Here is a 16,095-nt window from a genome sequence, read left to right on the forward strand (position 1 = left end):
CAGAAGCCTAAACTTCTGCTTTCTAAACCCCGAAGGGTTATCACACTTAATGAATGTTAAAATGGTATAACTCTGACGGCTAAACAATCCCCTACAAGAGCTACTTCACTTAAAACCAACGTGCGAATAACTACTGACCTGTAGTCACTAAACAGTTGTCTTCACCAAACCCATTTTGGATATAGCTATCAGCATTCGCATCATTCACCCACTGCTGTCCATTCACTAGGTAACGGAACTGAAACTGCTCATCTCTTGGTAGGCGAGCCTTAAATTTATAGACTTTACCCTTTGCCAATTTCTTCATTGGCGTTTCTTTCCAATCTAGAAAGTCAGCCACAATAGAAACTGAAGTCGCTTCTTGAGCTTCAAGCTCAAACGTTACTTCTACTTCATCTTTTGTTTTAAAAAAACGTTTATTAATCATTCGCAAGCTCCATTTGAAAAAACCTTTCGGACACCAAGTGTTATCCTCGTTTAGTGTCTAAATTACATACATCTAAGAACAATAATATGTAATTTAGCTCACATAAACAACAAAACATTGCATCCTATAAAGCCTTATTGCTTATCAATTGATTGCTTATTAAATTCAAAGACTATGGAGTGGGGTTCATCGGGTAACTCTGCTTTTGCTTGAGAAGCGGAATGTTGTAGATAATCAACCACTCCGGTATAGCGGTTTTCTTTCTCTTGAGTGATTTTTAAACCCGTGATACTTGCGCGATCACCGATAAATAACTGATCGATTAGAATCATTCGACTTCGTTGCTGATCAAATTTAAAAAGAGCCACGTATTGAAATATGCCAGACCCTTGATTCGATACCCACATCGGCGCGACAAATAATGGTTCGCTAGCCTGCTCACCTTGAATATTTTTAAGAGTTTTAAAACTTTCAGCACCTTGGATATTACTGGTTGCTACGCTTACTGTTCCTCTTTCCACACCAGAATCATAACGACCAATTGCAACGCCTTTCTCTTCAATGATTTCATCAACAAAAGCGTAAGCATTTGTTTCCGGTACTTTAATTGTCCATGGATTTGTTGCCTTTAACTTGAAGACAGACAACACGATAGGGTCAGCTTGAACGTTTGAAGATGGGAATTTCGCTAATATTTCTTCATCCGTTAGGCTGAACCTGTAAGCACCAGCCACAATCACGATCACGAGCAGTACAATAGGGATGAGTAAGATAAGTGGGATAGGTAAAATTCTATTTTTCATAGCAACTTATATTGGTTAGTTCCATGTCAATTTGTGCAGACCATAAATCGCTTTGATATAATAAGCAATAAGGCTTTATTCGGATCCTTCTAAAACGAGAGTTGCCTATGGAAATTAATTCTAAAGTAGATGCCCATACAGGAAAGAATACTAAAGTCAGAACTTGTGACTGTAAGTGTGGCGCAGTCACCCTTGTCTGCACAGGTGAACCTATTCGAACAGCAGTTTGTCACTGTTTTGAATGTCAGAAGCGCACAGGGAGTGTATTTGGCGTCCAAGTACGGTTTTCAGCTACTCAGGTAGTGATGCAGGGTGAAACCACTTCATTTTCCCGAATAAGTGATACGGGTAATGAAGTCACCTACCAGTTCTGCCCTAACTGCGGTACGACCATGCAATTAGGAATCACAGCCTCACCAGAGGTTGCTGTAATTCCGCTTGGGCTATTTAAAGAACAAGATTTCCCACCCCCAAGCTTTTCTATTTATGAGGAAAGAAAGCACGGATGGGTTAAGTTTGATAGCCAAATGGAACATTACAACTAGCTTCATACCATCAACAGTCCATATTCGGTCTGAAATATTTGAACGACAAACAGATAGTGCAGACGACAGATAATCGCTGTACTGTTGCTTCAGATCAACTATTCCTAGGCTATAACGCTAGCACGTCACTTCACTAGCGTTATAATTCTGCCCTTTCTCAATTGAGCTATGTGACATGATATCTAAACTCCCTCGCTGGATTGAATATGGCGCTCTTCTTCTTGCAGCATTAGCTGGGTGCGTGAATGCTATAGGTCTTATGGGGTTTCAACATCAGGCGATTTCTCACATATCCGGCACGATGACTTTACTGGGCAGTAGCCTTACTTCACCAACGCAAACCTCACTTCATTTATTACTGATTATCATCAGTTTTATGTTTGGCTCTGCGTTTAGTGGCTTCTTTATTGATAGTCAGGCGTTAAAATTAGGGCGTCGTTATGGAGTTGCCCTCTGTATTGAAGGCGCGCTATTACTACTTGCACTATGGGCGCTTCTCAATGGGCTTACCTCTGGTCAGTATTTAGCGTCAGCGGCTTGTGGGTTACAGAATGCCATGATCACGACTTACAGCGGTGCAATCATCCGCACTACACACATGACAGGGATCATCACAGATCTTGGGATCATGCTGGGTTCAAGCCTAAAAGGAAACCCATTCGACCGTCGTAAAGCCAAACTTCTGATGTTTATCATCGTTGGTTTTCTTTCTGGCGGTTTAGTTGGGGCTTTATTGTTCCAATCCTTTGACATTATGTCTTTAGCTTTCCCAGCGATTTTCTCGTTTTCTATTGCTTTCGGCTACTGGATTTACCTTTCTGTTTTCTCATCACAAACTTAAGCTTTTGCCAGCATAGTATTCTCTGGAAATACTTAGTTTGTCTGAAATAATTATCTCAATAAGTACATTTATACATAAAATAAACATTTACAACATATGTGATACAACATTTTACCTATGACAGCTATTGCAGAATAATATTTGTGAATATTTAATCCAATAGATTGAATAGTATTGCAAGGCACTAAAATAGTAGGTAGTCTTGCGGTCGATAAGAAAATACGGATATTTAGTGATTAAGTGCCACGGATAAGGCAACATTTTACTAGTAGTAATACGAGAACCCTATAATGCTTAACAACACCAACGCTGCTAACAATTCAAAATCAAAAAGCAGTTTCTGGATTTTCTTAATCCCTTCTCTCATTGGTCTATTTCTATTCATGGCTCCTATTAGCTATGAAGGTGACTTGACCATCCCTGTAGCAATTCTGGCGAAATCTATTCAAGTCATATTTGGTGAATACCTAGTTTCTGTGATCACCGCAATTGTTGCTTTTATGGCTGTAGCATCCATTTTTTACAAAGTTTTCAAGCCTACTTTCATAAAATCGAACCCGTTTCTTGAAGGTCTATTCAACCCTTCACCACTTTGGCTTGCAGTTCGCGTCATCGGTGGCGCTGCAGCAGTCATGACTTTCTTCCAAGTAGGTCCAGAAGCAATCTGGGAAGAGAATACCGGCGGCTTAGTATTAGAAGGCTTATTACCAACGCTATTTTCTGTATTTATCTTTGCTGGCTTATTACTTCCACTACTGCTTAACTTCGGTCTATTAGAGCTTTTTGGTACGCTATTGAGTAAGATAATGCGTCCTATTTTTAACCTACCAGGTCGAAGCGCAATCGACTGCATGGCGTCATGGTTAGGTGATGGTAGTGTGGGTATTCTTCTTACAAGTAAGCAATACGAAAACAAATTTTACACACAGCGCGAAGCTGCAGTAGTTGGTACAACGTTTTCTGCTGTATCTATTACGTTCAGCCTAGTAGTTATCGCACAAGTAGAATTAGAACACCTATTCTTACCATTTTATGCAGCTATCTGTTTAGCCGGTATTGTTGCGGCGGTAATTATCCCTCGCTTGCCACCATTAAGTATGAAGAAAGATACTTTTATTGATGGTACTTCTCCAAAGAAAGATGCAGATGCAATACCTGAAGGTCACTCTACATTCTCTTGGGGTTTAGAACTGGCAATCAATAAGGCATCACAAGTTAAATCAGCAAAATCTGTTTTCGGTGAAGGTATACACAACGCAGTAGACATGGTGTTTGGTGTACTACCTGTGGTAATGGGCATGGGTACCATTGCTCTAGTTACAGCGGAATATACATCGGTGTTTTCAATTTTAGGTCAACCCTTCATTCCGTTTCTAGAATTACTTGGGGTTCCTGAAGCTGCGGCAGCATCAGAAACCATTGTGGTCGGCTTTGCTGATATGTTTATCCCTGCAATTTTAGCAGCATCAATCGACAACGAAATGACTCGTTTCGTTATCGCGGCAATGTCTGTTACTCAGCTAATTTACATGTCTGAAGTTGGCGCTTTATTGCTTGGTAGTAAAATCCCAGTCAACATTGTTGAACTGTTTATCATATTCATTCTACGTACCCTAATTACACTTCCTGTAATCGCAGGCGTAGCGCACTTGATTTTCTAAAAACAAGCTGAACAAAAACCGTACAAAGCCTCATTTATGTGAGGCTTTTTTCGTTTTTGTAAATAAGATAACTGATTATATTCGATTATACCGCTTCCTATTAATAATGATTTTCATTAACCCTCTTCCCTTTTACAACCTAGGTTTGTTGAATTATTCCCGTATTAATTTAAAGGTGATAATTCAACTAGATCTCATTAATTTCTAATTTCAATGAAATAACACCCTCTAGTAAGCAAAAATGAATGTTTAACCTTTTAAATTTACAGTTCTGTTGTATTTTTGTAACTGTGAGTGTGAAAATGTCATTAAGTATGTCAGACACTTGCCGATATCATAAAAACAATAATTATTACTTAAGCTTATTCGCTAGCTTATTGAGAGGACCGTACTATGAAGTTTAGTCATAAGGTTGTTGCAGCATCATCTACACTTCTGCTGGTAACCGTTTCATTACTTTCGATTCAACAACTGTTTACAGTGAGAAGCGCTGTTGAAAACCACGTTAACGCTAGCATGAACGAAATGGTAGCCGGGGTAAAAAATACCGTTGTTTCTGAAATGTCTGCGAAAAAAGCGCTGGCTCAATCCACGACTGAAGTGATTGAAATTAACCCTCAAGATCACGATTACGTACAAACCATACTTGAAAAACCAAAACTTAAAGGCAGCTTTTTAGCCGTAGGTTTTGGCTATGAAGCAAACGGTTTCGTTATTGAAAATGATGATGGCTGGGTCGCAGGACCTGACTATGATCCTAGAGTTCGCCCTTGGTATATTGATGCAAAATCCCAAAACCGCCTTGTCGTAACCGCCCCTTATGTGGACGCATCAAGTAACAAAGTAATTATCTCAGTAGGTACACCTGTTAAAGATAATGGCAAGTTCACTGCGGGTATGTTCTTCGATTTAGAACTCACGAACCTTGCAACACTGGTTAATAAAGTGAACCTATTTGATGCAGGCTACTTATTCCTTGTGACATCAAATGGGACGACTATCGCCCACCCAAATGCTAAAAATAACGGTGAAAAACTTTCAAGCTACTTGCCTCAAGCGACCATCAATAACCAGCAACAAAGAATTGAAATGGATGGGAAAACCTTCTTGGTTAACTTTACTCACATCCCAAGCGAAGATTGGTATGTCGGTACTATCATAGATGAATCTATCGCTTTCTCTACCATTTCAGAGCTTAAAAATAGCTCAATTATTTATACCATTATTGCTCTTATCTTAAGTGTTATTGCTCTGACTGTTTTAATCCGTGTATTAATGCGCCCCCTTGAAACACTTAATAAAGCAATTAACGACGTGGCTTCTGGTCAAGGTGATTTAACAAAGCGCTTAGACACTAATACAGACGAAGAATTCTCCGATTTAGCAAAAGGCTTCAATACCTTTACTGAGAACTTACAAAATCAGATTATTCAGTCAAAAGCAATTGGTGAAGAGATCAAGCGTGGTACTGAAATGACGGTTATTGGCGCTCAAGAATCTGCAAATGCGATGAATACCCAACTGCAAGAACTAGAACAGTTAGCTACCGCGATGAACGAAATGGCGGTGACTGCAACAGAAGTTGCCAACAATGCACAAGGTGCTGCAGCAGCGGCTAAAGATGCCGATGAAGCAACAATTGATGGCACGACGGTAGTAAGTGATACTACGCAAGCTATCGATAACTTGTCTTCTCGTATCGACCAAGCTGTCGAAGAAGTTAAAGTATTGGAATCGGCAACGGCAAATATCGAGACTATTCTAAAAGTAATCAACGATATTGCAGACCAAACTAACCTACTCGCATTAAATGCAGCGATTGAAGCTGCGCGAGCTGGTGAATCAGGAAGAGGGTTTGCAGTTGTAGCGGACGAAGTGCGAACTTTGGCTCAGCGTACTCAGCAATCAACAACTGAGATTCGCAGTATGATCGAGCAATTACAAGCAGGAGCAAGTTCTGTCTCTGCAGCGATGAATCAAAGTAAAGATACTGCAACGGATGCCGTAGAACGCGCTCAACAGGCAAATTCATCACTAGATCGTATCCGTAATTCGATTCAACAAATTTCAGATATGAATATCCAAATCGCTTCGGCTGCCGAAGAGCAAAGTTTGGTAGCAGAAGAAATCAACAATAATACGGTAAAAATAAAAGACCTTTCTACACAAGTGTCCAATTCAGCGCAGCAGGCCAATGCCGCTATGCAAGTTCAAACTGAAAATGTACAAGAACAAGACGCACTGTTAAACAAGTTCACAGTGTAATCAAGAAATAGCTCCTAATATAAAAATAGGCTAGATCAGGTACAAAATTGGGTACTCATAGTAAGTCACGAGGCTCTCGTGGCTTACTTTCTAAACACATAAAGAGCTGATCAGAATTAAATTATTGATAGATATAACGCCAATCCGCTGGATGAAGTGGTTATTTCTAACTATAAATTTATAAACGATTAAGAAAATAGTTAAGGATGACCATGAAATTTAGTCATAAAATAGTTGCGGCTTCGTCGGTACTATTGCTTGTTACCATTTCCTTGCTCACAGCAAAACAATATTTCACGATGCAAGATGAAATGAGGCAACAAGTAGAAGCGAGTGTTATTGAAATTGTCGATGGTGTAAGAAATACAGTAGCAGCCGATATAAATGGTCGAAAAGCCATTGCTAGCTATTCCACCAGCATGCTTGAACTGGACCTTAGCCCCAATAAGATAAAAGATGTCATCACCCGCCCTGTTGTCAAAAACAACTTCCTGCTGGCTGGGATAGGTTTCGAAAAAGACGGGACAAACATCAGTAATGACCCTTCTTGGGATCCTGGAGCTAGTTGGGACCCGAGAGCAAGACCTTGGTATAAAGATGCCAAGAACGCTAACAAGCTTATTATCACAGCACCTTATGCCGATTCTGCTACCAATGAAATATTGGTATCTATTGCAACGCCAGTGAAAGACAACGGACGCTTCATCGGCGCTATATTTTATGATGTGAGCCTAGCCGGGTTAGCTGATGTTGTTAACCAAGTAAAATTATTTAACGCTGGCTACGTATTCATTGTTTCTGCTGACGGTACAACTATCGCGCACCCAGAAACGAATAAAAATGGTAAGCCATTATCTGATTATATGCCCAATGTCAGTATTGCAGATCAACCGCAACAGGTTGTATTGAATGGAATACCTTACACCTTAGACTTTTCGGCAGTACCTGGTGAAGATTGGTATGTTGGGGTCATCCTAAATGAAGAAGTTGCTTATCAATCAGTTAGTGATCTTCGAGATAGCTCAATTCTCTACACGATAATTTCATTGATTATCAGTATTGGTTTACTTCTAGTACTCATTCGAACACTCATGCGCCCATTAGGTGTACTCAATGAAGCCATTCAAAACGTAGCTTCAGGTGAAGGAGACTTAACTCAGCGTCTTGATACGAATACTGATAAAGAGTTCTCAGAGCTGGCTACTGGCTTCAATACCTTTACAGGGACGCTACAACAACAAATAATTCAGTCTAAAGCGATTGGTGAAGAGATATTACGAGGCTCTGAATCAACCTCTGTGGGCTTACAAGAATCCTCTGAAGCTATGCGTGACCAACTCCATGAATTGGAACAATTAGCGACAGCTATGCACGAAATGGCAACGACTTCTTCCGATGTCGCTTCAAATGCCCAAGGTGCAGCCTCAGCAGCAAAAGCAGCAGATGATGCAACCTTAGAGGGTACACATGTTGTTACCGATACAACCGATGCTATCGACACTTTATCAAGTCGGATAGATGAAGCAGTGGCTGAAGTTGAAGTACTTGAAAGTGCGACTAATAACATTGAGACCATTCTAAAAGTAATCAACGATATTGCTGATCAAACCAACCTTCTCGCACTAAATGCCGCTATTGAAGCAGCACGAGCGGGTGAATCTGGTCGAGGGTTTGCCGTGGTAGCTGACGAAGTACGAACACTCGCGCAAAGAACTCAAGAATCAACTACCGAGATTCGAAACATGATTGAGCAACTACAAGCTGGAGCAAGCTCAGTATCCAATGCAATGAATCAGAGTAAAGCCACAGCAAGAGATGCGGTAGATAGAGCTCAGCAAGCCAATGCTGCTCTTGAACGTATCCGTGATTCAATCCAAGAAATCTCTGATATGAATATTCAAATTGCATCTGCGGCCGAAGAGCAAAGCTTGGTGGCTGAAGAAATCAACAACAACACTGTTAAGATTAAAGACCTATCTGTACAAGTGTCAGATGCAGCTGATAACGCGAATAAAGAGATGCAAATTCAAACTGAGAATGTAAGAGAGCAGGACGCAATCTTAAATAAATTCACGGTTTAAGTTATCGCTTAAATCTAAATATTGAAGAGCTGGCTCTGTAAATAACAAAACCGCATAGAACTTTCTATGCGGCTTTAAGTTTTATACGCGGTCAATCATTACTTAGCAGTTAACAAGCATCATACTGCTATTGGGCTCCGTTGTGATTTCCACATAGCCTTTATTACGCGAAAATTTAGTCCCTGAAAGTAAATCAACAACGGGCTTTGTCCACGTCAATTGAACTGTTTTACTGCGCTTGGATTTATTGATTACAACAATCCCTTTCTCGCCACGTACAAATACAAGCAAATCAGCATTAGCTTCAATAACCTGCATACTTTCACCATGTACGTAGTTATGGAAACGAATCATGTTATGCATGTCTTCTGATTGCCAGTCATTGAACCAACGTGGGTTTCCTTTAGAGTCTTTTATCCCACTGGTCTTAAGCTCACTGTAGATTAAAGGGACACCACCATCTCGTCCTAAAATATAGCTATAAGCCAGTTTTTCACTTTGCTCACTCATCACTAAATTACTGAATACATCATTATTAGGAATGTCATGAGTAACCGTAAAAGTAATAGCACGGGTATTCGACAATGCTTGTCCAAAACAATATGGGTTAATCAAAGAAGAAAAACTGCCCTTTTCACCAAAGGCTTCAAAGATAATATTGAACAGTGGGAAATCATACGCCCCTAATCGGGTGTACTTAAGGTAAGGCTCTAAAAAGGTTTCATATTCTGCTTTTGTTGCGCCGCCATCTGTAATGATTTCACCAAAAATATGAATGTCTGAGCAAATGTCTTCTGTCCATACTTTACGAAGGTGAGACAGCGACATATGTTTCGCAGCATCGATTCTAAAACCCTTTACACCAATTTTCTTCAATGCTTTTAAGTAAGCTCTCTGCTGGGCAACCACATTTTCATTATCACTTAATGTTGGTAAACCTGGGTCTTCAGGGCTGCCCGTAATACGACCATTCTGAACTTCCCATCGATCATTCCAATCTTCAATTCCAAAAGCTTCCACAAAATCATCTTCACCGAACAAAGGCTGAGACAAATCTCCAAATAAGCGAATGCTGTCGTAGTACTTTGGATCGCTCTGGTATTCTTTAAGGTCAGGGGTATTAGGGTAGACAAGGTCATTACGAATGCCCGATTCGTTTGCCATGTGGTTAAAGACAACATCAACATAGGTCCGCAATCCGTGCTCTCTTAAAGCCTGAACCATTTCGATAAAATCATGTGTGTCGCCTAATTGATTATCTATTACTCGGTAATCTTGTGGCTGGTAACGTTGCCACCACTGCGTTTCTTTTTTTCCCTTACCACTACGTAATGACTTCATCGCAGGTGAAACCAATACCGATTTATAGCCCAGTTTACGGATCACTGACGCATCCTTGGTGATGTCTGAATAGCGCCAATCGAAAGCATGCAAAATGACATCACTATTTGGGATATCTAACGCAACTGAGTTTTCCATGTGTATCTCCAACCAAACTTAATAAACAGGCACATGCCTGCATTTACTACTTCAGGAATAACATTCATTATATTCAGTTCAATCACTAAGCCATCCTCCTACTTTATGAAAAGGTAGGTGGATAACAAAGGGCGTAGCTAACTTTATAGGATGACATTTAGGATGAATATCTTATAAACATCGCCATCTTATTGCTGAAACATATAAACCTTTAGATGCAAAAAAGGAGCGAACGACCGCCCCTTTAGATACACTCTTACTTATGCTACAGCACAAGAGTGTGCCAATTACGTTCTATATAGAACCTTCACAACATGCCAACCAAACTTGGTTTTCACCAAATGCGGTACCAAAGTTTCTCCAGAAAAACAGACTTTATCAAACTGTGGAACCATCTGACCTTTCTTGAACTCACCAAGATCGCCACCTTTTTTACCAGATGGGCAAGTCGAATGTTTTTTTGCAAGAGCTTGAAACTTAGCACCTTTCTTTAGTTGCTGAATAATATCTTCTGCTTGCTCTTTATGCTTTACGAGTATGTGAAGTGCTGCTGCTGTTCTTGCCATCATTGTTCTCTAAATTAATCCATCCCAGTGCAAAGCCTGAGAGGTTTGGAATAAAAATTAACCTTATATATCCAATTTTACCTTAAGATCATGACATCTTCACTCTATACACCGTATTAAGTAACGAATCGTTAGGAAAATACTGCCTATTTCTTGCTGGTCTGCCATAATCCCATTAAATTGGTAGGTATATATAAAAAGCAGGAGCCTGTTAATGGCTAAGATGAAAAGCAAAGCTAATCAAGCACAAGGCATGCTGATGTTTAAGCTCTCATTGTCACAGAGTTTTGCTATAGGGACGCTTAAGGTAAGAGAGATCGTCCCTTACCAAAAGACGACTCAGATCCCTTATTCACACCATCATGTTATTGGTACAGTCACCATTAGGGAGTTAACTGTACCCGTCATAGACATGTCTGCCGCTATTGGTTTTAGAGCCATCACACCGGCAGAATACAACAGCTGTTTTTTGATCGTCACTGACTGTTTAAGAACGGTAGTCGCTTTCTTAGTACGTTCTATTGATAAAATCATTGAATGTGACTGGAAAAGCATTGAGTCCCCACCGACTACGGTTGGGTCGAATGTTTTTGTCACAGGAATCACTCGCTACCAAGACAATATTGTCCAAATGCTCGACGTTGAGCTTTTACTTTCTAAAATCTATCCCGAGTACGAAGCCGCCCAAATCCCAATGTTAACGGATGTTGAGCGTGAACGATTAAAAGCTCTGAATATCTTATTAGTCGATGATTCTTCTATTGCTCGTAAACAACTTAGTGATGCCTTAGACAGTATCAACATACCGTATAAGATTTGTAATAACGGTCTAGATGCAATTGAGTTAATGAGGCAAGAAGCTGCGCACAATACTCCAATTGAGTTACTCGTGAGCGATATTGAAATGCCAGGTTTAGATGGCTATGAACTGGCATTTGAAGTTCAAAATGATCCGGCACTAAACCAGTCGTACCGTATTTTACACACGTCTCTTTCAAGTGAAATATGTGTAGACAGAGCTCAACAGGTTGGTGCTCATGAAGCTTTAGAGAAGTTTAATGCAGGTGAGTTAGTTGAAGCGATGTTAAGAGGTGCAAAAAGCTTAGAAAGCTCATCCGCAGCTCACTAAGTTTTTACGGGAATGTCTACCCTATAACGCCTCAATACAAATAATCAAAACCAAACGGTACCTAATTGGGTGCCGTTTTTTATTTATATTTAACCTATTTCTTAGGCATAGAGTAACTTTTACTCACAAACTCCACCTCTTCAACTTGGTGTAAGTGGTTAGTGAGGGATGCCAAAGCATAAAGTGTATTCGCAATTAAGTTCGAATATTTAAATAGGATCGGCGCAGGTGACTTCTTACCTGAATGTTCAATCATCACTAGTGCACGTACCACTTTTTTAGCTTGGCAGCGGGCTAAATGTAATTCGCTAGATACTTCATGTCCACAGGGCAACACAAAGCCTTTAAACCCACCTTCTAATTGGTTTCTTATAGAATGATAGTCGGCTTTAAGTTCTACTAAATCTGACTCTGTAATCGCAAGCTTTCCTCTCACCGAACCATTCAAATGATAGATATTTGGTTGCAAGCGCTCTAACACATCTCGAACCTTTTCGTCCAAAGACATCGTTAGCACTAGTCCAACCCGACAGCATAGTTCATCAGATAAGATTTCAAAGTCACAGATAGGACTGTCTTCATAAATGAATGGGTAACAAAACTCATCCCAATCGCGACTTACAGGTTTCATATAACTGCCTTAATTACTAAGTAAATCTTATTAAATCGTAGATGCCTAATATAGCAAAAAGCCTTCAATATTGAAGGCTTTAAGTTTATTAAAAACTAGCTAAACGAATCAGCTAACACTATTCATTAGATACTTTTTTATGACCTTCTTGCAGGTGAACAAAATCAACTAAATCATCACCTGACACTTGGTAAGCTTGACCAAAGCCTTTCACAAATAAACCATTTTCAGCTTTTAGATTAAAGAGAACAAAATCTTCAAGCTGGCTTAGACCATCGATGATCTCCCCAAAACGTTCACCTAACTGAGTGACAACTTGCAACCAAAGTTCAGAGTCACGCTCAACTACATTAGCCACCGCATCGAACGTTAAACGCTTACGAGCAAAGAGCTGTTTCGCATTTTCTTCATCTTCAATCATCATTAATGAAACTTGAGGATTAGCTTCAAGGTTACGTGCATGGCGAGCAATTTTAGAAATTAGTACAAAGTAGCCTTCTTGGTTTTGAACAAATGGCGCATAGCTAACATTTGGGCGACCTTCTTCATCAACGGTTGCGAGTTGAATAGTACGACGTTCTTGACGAAATTCTTTAATTTCCGGACCGAGTCGACCTTGAAGGCGCTCTTGTTTTACTTGCTGTTCCATTTTTTATTCCTATTTGAGTTTAACTTTATGATATTTAATTATTATTTTTGTAACTTTTAATTAGGGCTTAGCCGATTCTACTGATATTGAGCTTGCATCGCTTTAAAGCGTTCAACTTGATCAGCAATCAATTCTCGCTTCTCATTTCGCCCTAAGTAGATCTTAAAGATGTTATCGCCGGACTCACTGAAAAAGCCAAAGTAGTGACTTTCACGCCCCATAAACGGCTTACTCACCAAAGCTACTTTTTTTACGTTATCTAACTTTAGGTGACCATGAAGTTCACCTTCCTTACCCATTAAGTTGTAGTAGCCTCGAGCTTCTTTCCCTTTAGGAAATGGGGCTTTAACTTCAAAGATAGAACCAAATGAATGCATGATTGTGGTAACGGGTCCCCAGCCGACAAGCCCTTCAAGTACGCTTTGCGCTTGCTCACCATCAAGGATAGCGACCATTTCTTTAGGCAATGCACACACTACTTCAACTTCTGTTACTTCAAGTTGACTCGCAATCGCGGCAGGTAGCAGTTTAGGCTCTTGCTCTAAAACTTCGGCAACACGCTGAACAAGCGTCATGTGCTGAACAGACGTAGCTGTATTTGATTGTTCAATTTTAGTTTCTGTGAAATTTGTCATGTATTAATGTCCGTTAGCTGCATGTTTATGCTGTAGTTTTTCTTGAGATGAACTCTCTGAATTCAAGATATGAATAGCGGCTTGAGCCAAGCTTACTGACCAGAAACAGCCTGCTAATGTGAGAACAAGGTAATCATCAGACAACTCAACTAAGCCGTTTTCTTCCCACAAATGAAACAGAGGTTTTAAATAATCAAAGCTGTCTTTCCCTTCAAATTCCGGCAGCGTACTACGACGTATAACCCCAGAATCAAAACCTGCTTTTAGTGATGAAAACAGTGATTCAAAATCACTTTGACGCATCATCATGGCGAGGGGATGTTCACCTTTATTCATTAACTCCATGTATTTGTCTAATGAGCGATGCTGCATAAAGCCGTACCCACCAATATTGCCACCAGCACCACAACCAACAGGCATAACTTCAGCATAAGTTTTGGCTAAACTATTGTATAAACTACGCTCTCGGTTATCTCGAGCCCAATGATTAACACTTAGCTGCTTAACGTGGTGTTTATTCATAAACTCAACGCCCGCTTGATACATGCTGGCTTTCTCTGGCGTTGTTGCTGGAGGTGGGATTTTTCCTTTTTCAACTAAATTAAGCATAGGAGCACTACCACCAATAATAAGCTGATAGAGATCGATACCATGCGCTCCAGTTGACATGAAGTCTTCTAAGTCTTGGTTGAACACATCCAGTGTTTGATGAGGAAGCCCATATAGAAGATCCAAAATAATCGGTGCTTGCTGGGTTTGGCTAAGGCTACTGATACGGTCGAGTACAATTTCTCGGTCATCTAGACGTTTTGCACTTCGTCTAACTTGAGTATTAAAGCTTTGAATTCCAAATGAGAAGCGGTTGAAGCCACCAGCTAAAGATCGTTCAAACATTTCATCACTGAAGCGATTTATACGTCCTTCTAAAGTGATTTCAGCGTCTGTAGCTAATGGAAATAAGTCATGAATAGCCTTGCCTAAAATCTCGATTTGCTTGGCTGATAAATCCGTTGGCGTGCCGCCTCCAATATACACAGCATGGAAAGTTCCTGATTGCGCCCAAGGTGTTTGCGCTTTCATCTTTAACTCTTTCATCAATGCTTCGAAATACTCATCTACCAGCTTTCGACTGGCGGCATTTTGGAAGAAGTTACAGAATGTGCAGCGAACACGGCAGAAAGGGACATGCACGTATAAACATCGTTTATCAGTTTTCTTCCCTTCAGACTGAAGCAACTCATTGAAAATCAGAGGCTGCTGATCAGGCATTACTGGAATAGCTGCACCACCTGCATGTGCTGAATGCTTTTTCGCAAAGGCAAACCTAAGTGGATCAGGGCTAGAAACACCAACGATAGATTCGTCAAATTTATAAATATCAAGACTCATATAATCTCTCTAAACGCTTATCGAACAAAGTCTGGAAGACTGTTCGCTAAAATCTGAGTAAATCATAAATAGACGCAAATGATAATGCAATTGATAATTGATCTTATTTGCATTGTGAGTGATAATCTCAGCCTGTTTTAGTTAGGTCTTAAGGGTTCAGTGTGAATATACCTAGGTATGTCATTGCAGGTAGTGCTTCATTAGCTATCCATGTAGCCATTTTATTTGTGGCTCAAGAAAGCAAATTATTTGCTATGCCAGCTGGTACAAATTCGACAACAGTCTCAATTAATTTTGTGCCTTCTACTTCCGCTAAACCTTCTCCTCAAGCAGAGCCTATCAGTGACCCAGTATCTGAAACGGCTGAAACGCAACCCGAACCGACCCCTGAATTTTCAGAGCCAACACCACCAGAACCACAGCCTCCCAAGGTTGTTAAACCAGAACCCGTAGCACAAAAGAAAATTGATAAAACTTCACCGCGCAAAGAAGTGGTTAAGAAAAAACCGAAGCCTGAATCAAAACAGCCTAAGAAAACTCAACCTGTAGCTAAAAAGACAACCCAAAAGCCTGTTACTGAAAAGAAAATCACTCAGAAAAAAAAGATTGAGAAAAAAGTAGAAAAGAAAGAAACAGAAAAAACCGTCAGTGACACCCCACAGCAAGAAGCAAAAGAAGTGATTGCTAATAGGGGAGTATCAACTCAAGAGCCAACGTTGATAAAAAAACCGGCATTTTCTTCTCGACCAACACCTCCGAAATACCCTCGTAAGGCAAGAAGACGTGGTGTTCAAGGTGTCGCAACTTATGAGATATGGATAGATGCAGACGGCAAACAGATTAAACAGGCATTAGTCAGCTCCTCAGGAGCACTAATGCTCGACAAGGCAGCTTTAGATGCCGTTAAACAATGGAAATTTTCACCCCATACAGTAAACGGAAGAGCCATTGCTCACCGTGTACAAATACCTGTTCGTTTTAGATTGGATTAATC

Annotated in this window: 15 protein-coding genes; 7 read left to right on the forward strand and 8 right to left on the reverse strand. The window is 40.2% G+C overall.

What is annotated here, in order from left to right:
• Nucleotides 1-130: 130 nt before the first annotated feature.
• Together L4C37_RS14565 and L4C37_RS14570 are read right to left on the reverse strand one after the other, a co-directional pair.
• Nucleotides 131-427, reverse strand: coding sequence for an isoamylase early set domain-containing protein (locus L4C37_RS14565; protein WP_137372066.1), 297 nt, complete (start codon nucleotides 425-427; stop codon nucleotides 131-133).
• A gap of 134 nt (nucleotides 428-561) precedes the next feature.
• Nucleotides 562-1,230, reverse strand: a complete 669-nt coding sequence (locus L4C37_RS14570; protein ID WP_429769005.1) for a hypothetical protein — start codon at nucleotides 1,228-1,230, stop codon at nucleotides 562-564.
• Between the two features lie 107 nt (nucleotides 1,231-1,337).
• On the opposite strand from L4C37_RS14570, the gene L4C37_RS14575 reads away from it, so the two are divergent.
• The 5 genes from L4C37_RS14575 (at nucleotide 1,338) to L4C37_RS14595 (ending at nucleotide 8,623) form a co-directional block, all read left to right on the forward strand.
• Entirely contained in the window at nucleotides 1,338-1,775 is a 438-nt protein-coding gene (locus L4C37_RS14575) for a GFA family protein (protein WP_273295370.1), read from the forward strand.
• Between the two features lie 175 nt (nucleotides 1,776-1,950).
• Entirely contained in the window at nucleotides 1,951-2,616 is a 666-nt protein-coding gene (locus tag L4C37_RS14580; protein ID WP_137372063.1) for a YoaK family protein, read from the forward strand.
• A 290-nt stretch (nucleotides 2,617-2,906) separates the two neighbouring features.
• Nucleotides 2,907-4,277, forward strand: coding sequence for a YjiH family protein (locus tag L4C37_RS14585; RefSeq protein WP_429769006.1), 1,371 nt, complete (start codon nucleotides 2,907-2,909; stop codon nucleotides 4,275-4,277).
• 393 nt (nucleotides 4,278-4,670) lie between these two features.
• Nucleotides 4,671-6,542, forward strand: coding sequence for a methyl-accepting chemotaxis protein (locus tag L4C37_RS14590; protein ID WP_273295375.1), 1,872 nt, complete (start codon nucleotides 4,671-4,673; stop codon nucleotides 6,540-6,542).
• Nucleotides 6,543-6,754: 212 nt separating this feature from the next.
• Nucleotides 6,755-8,623 carry a methyl-accepting chemotaxis protein gene (locus L4C37_RS14595; protein WP_429769007.1) on the forward strand — a complete coding sequence of 623 codons (1,869 nt, stop codon included), beginning with the start codon at nucleotides 6,755-6,757 and terminating at the stop codon, nucleotides 8,621-8,623.
• 102 nt (nucleotides 8,624-8,725) lie between these two features.
• On the opposite strand, the gene L4C37_RS14600 is transcribed toward L4C37_RS14595, so the two are convergent.
• Nucleotides 8,726-10,102, reverse strand: coding sequence for an alpha-amylase family protein (locus L4C37_RS14600; RefSeq protein ID WP_429769008.1), 1,377 nt, complete (start codon nucleotides 10,100-10,102; stop codon nucleotides 8,726-8,728).
• A gap of 287 nt (nucleotides 10,103-10,389) precedes the next feature.
• Entirely contained in the window at nucleotides 10,390-10,668 is a 279-nt protein-coding gene (ppiC, locus tag L4C37_RS14605; protein ID WP_137372271.1) for a peptidylprolyl isomerase PpiC, read from the reverse strand.
• A 214-nt stretch (nucleotides 10,669-10,882) separates the two neighbouring features.
• Between ppiC and L4C37_RS14610 the strand changes: the two genes are divergently transcribed.
• The gene (locus L4C37_RS14610) at nucleotides 10,883-11,797 is read left to right on the forward strand and encodes a chemotaxis protein (RefSeq protein WP_137372058.1); all 915 of its coding nucleotides are present in this window, start codon (nucleotides 10,883-10,885) and stop codon (nucleotides 11,795-11,797) included.
• A 94-nt stretch (nucleotides 11,798-11,891) separates the two neighbouring features.
• Here the strand turns inward: L4C37_RS14610 and L4C37_RS14615 are convergent, their stop codons facing one another.
• The 4 genes from L4C37_RS14615 to hutW form a co-directional block, all read right to left on the reverse strand.
• The gene (locus tag L4C37_RS14615; protein ID WP_429769009.1) at nucleotides 11,892-12,428 is read right to left on the reverse strand and encodes an ATP:cob(I)alamin adenosyltransferase; all 537 of its coding nucleotides are present in this window, start codon (nucleotides 12,426-12,428) and stop codon (nucleotides 11,892-11,894) included.
• 118 nt (nucleotides 12,429-12,546) lie between these two features.
• Nucleotides 12,547-13,077: a heme utilization protein HutZ gene (gene hutZ, locus L4C37_RS14620; protein ID WP_429769010.1), complete on the reverse strand. Its 531-nt coding sequence runs from the start codon at nucleotides 13,075-13,077 to the stop codon at nucleotides 12,547-12,549.
• Nucleotides 13,078-13,154: 77 nt separating this feature from the next.
• On the reverse strand, nucleotides 13,155-13,652 hold the full coding sequence (gene hutX / locus L4C37_RS14625) for a heme utilization cystosolic carrier protein HutX (protein WP_429769047.1): 498 nt from the start codon (nucleotides 13,650-13,652) through the stop codon (nucleotides 13,155-13,157).
• A 63-nt stretch (nucleotides 13,653-13,715) separates the two neighbouring features.
• The gene (gene hutW / locus L4C37_RS14630; RefSeq protein WP_429769011.1) at nucleotides 13,716-15,101 is read right to left on the reverse strand and encodes a heme anaerobic degradation radical SAM methyltransferase ChuW/HutW; all 1,386 of its coding nucleotides are present in this window, start codon (nucleotides 15,099-15,101) and stop codon (nucleotides 13,716-13,718) included.
• Nucleotides 15,102-15,262: 161 nt separating this feature from the next.
• Here hutW and L4C37_RS14635 point away from each other — a divergent pair, with 161 nt between their 5' ends.
• Complete coding sequence (locus L4C37_RS14635) at nucleotides 15,263-16,093, forward strand: energy transducer TonB (RefSeq protein WP_273294026.1); 831 nt, start codon at nucleotides 15,263-15,265, stop codon at nucleotides 16,091-16,093.
• Nucleotides 16,094-16,095: the final 2 nt, after the last annotated feature.

Origin of the sequence: Vibrio kagoshimensis, from assembly GCF_050337535.1 — a bacterium.
GTDB classification, from domain to species: Bacteria; Pseudomonadota; Gammaproteobacteria; order Enterobacterales; family Vibrionaceae; genus Vibrio; species Vibrio gallaecicus.